5 protein-coding genes are annotated in these 4,459 nt (G+C 31.2%); all 5 read right to left on the reverse strand.

Features of this window, described 5'->3' with window-relative positions; all coding sequences use genetic code 11:
• Positions 1–468: 468 nt before the first annotated feature.
• Positions 469–1,050, reverse strand: a complete 582-nt coding sequence (amrA, locus tag Q0929_RS08800; RefSeq protein ID WP_299240054.1) for an AmmeMemoRadiSam system protein A — start codon at positions 1,048–1,050, stop codon at positions 469–471.
• Positions 1,025–1,822 carry an AmmeMemoRadiSam system protein B gene (amrB, locus tag Q0929_RS08805; RefSeq protein WP_299240056.1) on the reverse strand — a complete coding sequence of 266 codons (798 nt, stop codon included), beginning with the start codon at positions 1,820–1,822 and terminating at the stop codon, positions 1,025–1,027. Before amrB ends, amrA begins: the two co-directional genes overlap by 26 nt.
• 321 nt (positions 1,823–2,143) lie before the next feature.
• Positions 2,144–2,842, reverse strand: coding sequence for a molybdate ABC transporter permease subunit (gene modB, locus Q0929_RS08810; protein WP_299240059.1), 699 nt, complete (start codon positions 2,840–2,842; stop codon positions 2,144–2,146).
• Positions 2,843–2,845: 3 nt separating this feature from the next.
• Positions 2,846–3,241: a hypothetical protein gene (locus Q0929_RS08815; protein WP_299240062.1), complete on the reverse strand. Its 396-nt coding sequence runs from the start codon at positions 3,239–3,241 to the stop codon at positions 2,846–2,848.
• Positions 3,238–4,017, reverse strand: a complete 780-nt coding sequence (modA, locus tag Q0929_RS08820; RefSeq protein ID WP_299240064.1) for a molybdate ABC transporter substrate-binding protein — start codon at positions 4,015–4,017, stop codon at positions 3,238–3,240. Before modA ends, Q0929_RS08815 begins: the two co-directional genes overlap by 4 nt.
• Positions 4,018–4,459: the final 442 nt, after the last annotated feature.

The following is a 4,459-nucleotide window of genomic DNA, read 5'->3' on the forward strand; positions in this document are numbered from 1 at the left end:
TTTTTTAGAAAAAGTAAACTATGGAGGTAATTTCTCACCCGACGTATAAGTTTTATAATAATTACAGACATGAGAGAAAAAGGAAGGACAGATCAAGTTTCTGTCATTGGTCTTTTAAGACCGCTGTAGGATATTTTAGACTGTCCTTCCTCTACTTCCTAAAACCTAAATCAGAACATTAGGCTTTTAAGCCTGTATTGATTACGATGATAGGTTATCAGAAAGTTTCTCTCATGCCAAGTATTTTATGAGGGTGTTCCAAAATTTTTGTAAATTTATCTTTCCTTGTCATTCCTTAGGCCGAAGACCGAAGAATCTCTTTTTTGATTTTTCGACTTGGAAAGAAAAACATGATATTCTTCGCCGGTCCCAGAATGACAACGTTTATTTTTGGAGCAGCCTCACATTAGAGAGATTGTTTTAAATTTTTTAAAGTTTACTTTTTTATTATCCTGTAAGCAATCTCTCTCATTCGCTAAACGTTATAGTTCTATATTTGAAAACTTCCAATAGACCGGTTCTCCAAAAATCAGCAGGTAGTCCGGCTTTTAAACACAGATGAGCAAGAAATTCCTCTTTTGATGGTAATTTTTCCCAGACTTCCGGCAAAAACGTTGCTGAAAAATTTTTATATTTAATTATCAATCCATCTTTAAAAGGCTCAATTTTAGACAGTAAATCTCTCCAATCTTCATATTCAACCTTTTCTGGATAGGTTAAAACAGATACTTTAACTTTAATAAAATCAAGCTCGTTTGGAGATACTGGATTAAACCTTGGGTCTGAAACAGCAGCAGAAATGGCATTGTGTATTACATCTTCATAAAAAGGTCTGTGTGGAATGATTGAACCAATGCAACCTCTCAAATCTCCATATTTAGTTTCTAAAGTCACGAAAGATGCACCACGTTTTTTTAGATTATCATAAGGAATATCTTCAGGTCTAATCGGAAGCACCTTACGATATGTTAAGTAATACTCAATAGCTTTCCTTGCTAATTTAACTAAAAAATCGCCTTCTTCTTTACTTATAGAAGATATAACTTCCATACCCGACAACACTGCTATAATCTCCTCCTGTATCGCCCGATGTTTTATAATCAAGTATTTTAGATTTTAATCCATGTCTTTTTGCGTATTTTATCATCGCTTCAAGACCAACTTTTCCACATGCTTCACAGTTTTTAAGATAATTTTCATTTAATTCCAAAACCGCAAGATGGCAATATCTATCTATTTCTCTGGCTATATTATCCGGATAGTAATGGCTTAAATCTGTACTTATAACTACTACTGTATCATTATCTTTAAAGTATTCTATAATATTCTCAACGATACTGCTATCAATATCTCCATATACAAATGGTAAAATTTCAAAGTCCTTTAGTACAACTTGCAAAAATGGCACCTGAACCTCTAAAGAGTGTTCTCTTTGATGTGGAAGAGTATTTAATGTTAATGGAAAATCCGGATATTCTTTTAAGAATTTAATAATCGCTTCTTTATTAACTTTTACTTTTCCAAGGGGGGTTTCCCAGTAATCATAAAATCCATAAGAAACTCCATTAAAATATACATGGTGGGACGGCCCTATCAGTAAAATTTTGTAATGTTTGTTCGGGTCAAGGTTTAAAAGCTGCTTATATGAAACTGCTGCAACAGGTCCAGAATACATATATCCTGCATGTGGAACTACTATCCCCTCAGGAACATAGTCATATAAAGGTGCTTTATTCAAATAGTTTTTAATTGTATATAAAAGTCTTTCTTTATCACCAGTATAAAACATATTCGCAACAGCTGGTTTTCTTACTGTTAGCATGACTAAATTCCTCATCATCATTTTTATATAAATTAAAGTTATGCTGAAATAAACTATTTTCAATAAAAAAGTCGGGTCGCGTTCACTCATTATATTTTGCAGCCAAAAGAATCCCATATTATTATAAACTTACCATCACCTTAAGATTTATGCTAAAATATTACTTTTATCTTGCAAAAAGTTAAAAATTAGAAATAAATATTTAAAAAAATACACCTTGGGTGAGAAATTGGCGGTTTTTAATAAAATTTAAAAAATGAGATCCTTCGGAATTACGTCCTCAGGATGTTCCATCTTAACCGTGTGGGTTATAAAGATTTTCTAACGTTTAACGTTTATCCCGTTTGAACTATTAAGCATATAAACCACAAGCAAAATAAAAAAAGAAAATCCAAAAAGAATTGCTGAATAAACATGTGCAGATGTATAATCTAACTTTTCTACTGCGTCATAAATTGCAATTGATACAACCTTTGTCTCTCCGTCTATACTACCACCAACCATTAAAACAACCCCAAACTCACCGACAGTATGCGCAAAAGATAAAGTAATACCGCTTAAAATTGACGGCTTTATGTTAGGAAGAATAACTTTAAAAAGCGTTTTTAATTTAGATTTTCCAAGAGTATAAGATGCTTCTATCAAACTTTTATCAATGCTTTTGAATCCAGAAACCAATGGATGAACCATAAAAGGAAAGCTAAATATTACTGAAGCTATCAAAATTCCTTCAAAATGAAAAGCAAGCTGATGTCCAAAGTATTTTTCCCAAAAACTTCCAAGAAATCCATTTCTGCTTAGTATCAATAGAAGATAAAACCCTAAAACTGATGGGGGTAGCACAAGAGGCAGTGCAATAACTGCTTCAAAGAAAGATTTAAACTTAAATTTTGAATATGCTATAAAGTATGCTACCGGAATGCCAATTATAATTAAAATAACAGTCGTTAAAGATGCAAGCTTAAACGTTAGATAAAATGGCTCAAAATCTATTTGCTTGATAATCTCCCAAAAATCCAAATTTCAAACTACCTCAAAAAATATACTTGTAGGTTTTGTATGACAAAAAACTCTATCTCCTATTTTTAAATCATATTTATCAACTTGTTTAGTCAAAACTAAACTTTCTAATTTTATACTATCTTTTTCTAATAAAATCTTTGATAAAAGCTTTCCTTTTTCAATTTCTATGATTTTACAATCGAACATGTTTAACAAGTTTTCATCTTTTATTTTAAATAGCAAAAGCTCAGCTGGGTTAAATAGAAGATTAATATAATTCTTTTCTTTAAGATAGCTTGCTGTTTCAGGAGTTTCTAATACTGCCACAAACAAATTTCCAAGCTTAGTATTTACTTCAACAACAGAGAAATTATCTTTATAATCTATTCTTATAATCTCTCCAAAAACTCTGTTCAATCTTTTTCTCCTGGTAAAACAAAACCGTACTTTATCATTATCTTCCTTGCTTCCGGTGTGCTCATAAAATTAAAAAATCTTTTTGCTGCTTCTAATTTTTCTTTATCCGACGAAGCATTCTTCAAAATTCCTGCTCCTTGCAATATTTGTTTATGGCAAGTATCTGGCAGCAGATAATAAATTCCTTCTCTTATTAATTTATCACTTTTAGCAATAGATAATGCTATAAATCCAACGTCGGCGGCGCCTGTCTCAACATACTGAGTTGTTTGACTGATATTTTCTCCTAAAACAAGCTTATTTTTAACTTTATCAAAAAGTTTGTAATGTTCTAAACACTCTTTTGCTGCAATTCCATAAGGAGCATGCTCCCAATTTGCAATAGCTATTTTCTTTATTCTTGGGTCTAAGATTATGTTAATTCCTTTTAGAACATCAATACCGCTATTTTTTAACGTCCATAAAACTAATCTTCCAACAGCATAAGGTCTAACCTCTGAAATTATATAACCTTGCTGTTTTAGCTTTTCAACATAACCCATATCAGCAGAAAAAATAATATCGTAAGGAGCACCATTTATTATTTGTGTGTATCCTTTACCGGATGAGCCGTAGATGATTTTAAGTTTGTCTTTTGGAAATTTATTTTCATAAACTTTTTTAATCTCTGCAAATGCATATGTCAAATCTGCTGCAGCATAAATTGTAACCTCGGCTGCTTTTGATGTTATTGTGAAAATAATCAAAGTAATAAATGAAAGAAAAGCCTTTTTCATATTAAATCCTCCATGGAGGTGTTCTAAAATTCCCGCAAGTTTATTATGCGTGCAAAATACGTCGGATTAGAAATTCAACAAAAGTAGGAGATTCTTCGCTTCGCTCAGAATGACAAATAAGATCACCTTTTCTCTAGTGCTTATCATTCAACCTTGTCATCCTGAGGCCGTAAGACCGAAGGGTCTCATTTTTAAATTAAAAATCATTAATTTACAACCTAAGATGCCCTTTATCAATTTTATAGCAAAATATTTTATCATAATTAGTTTTTCCGATATATCAATAAAGTTATTTCGTATTTCTATGTTAAAATATGATATTGTCCAAAAACTTTTACAATTTAATTGTAATATCATATAAAATTATACCTAAAAACTTAAAAATTGGCGAGGTTTTTATGAAAAGAGACTGGAAAGAATATAATAAACAACTTGTAAAACG

The organism is Sulfurihydrogenibium sp. (genome assembly GCF_028276765.1).
In the GTDB taxonomy this organism is placed as follows: domain Bacteria; phylum Aquificota; class Aquificia; order Aquificales; family Hydrogenothermaceae; genus Sulfurihydrogenibium.

Bases quoted from the DNA above. Each gene is read 5' to 3' on its own strand.
- amrA (WP_299240054.1), bottom strand. From the start codon at position 1,050: ATGGAAGTTATATCTTCTATAAGTAAAGAAGAAGGCGATTTTTTAGTT.
- amrB (WP_299240056.1), bottom strand. From the start codon at position 1,822: ATGCTAACAGTAAGAAAACCAGCTGTTGCGAATATGTTTTATACTGGT.
- modA (WP_299240064.1), bottom strand. From the start codon at position 4,017: ATGAAAAAGGCTTTTCTTTCATTTATTACTTTGATTATTTTCACAATA.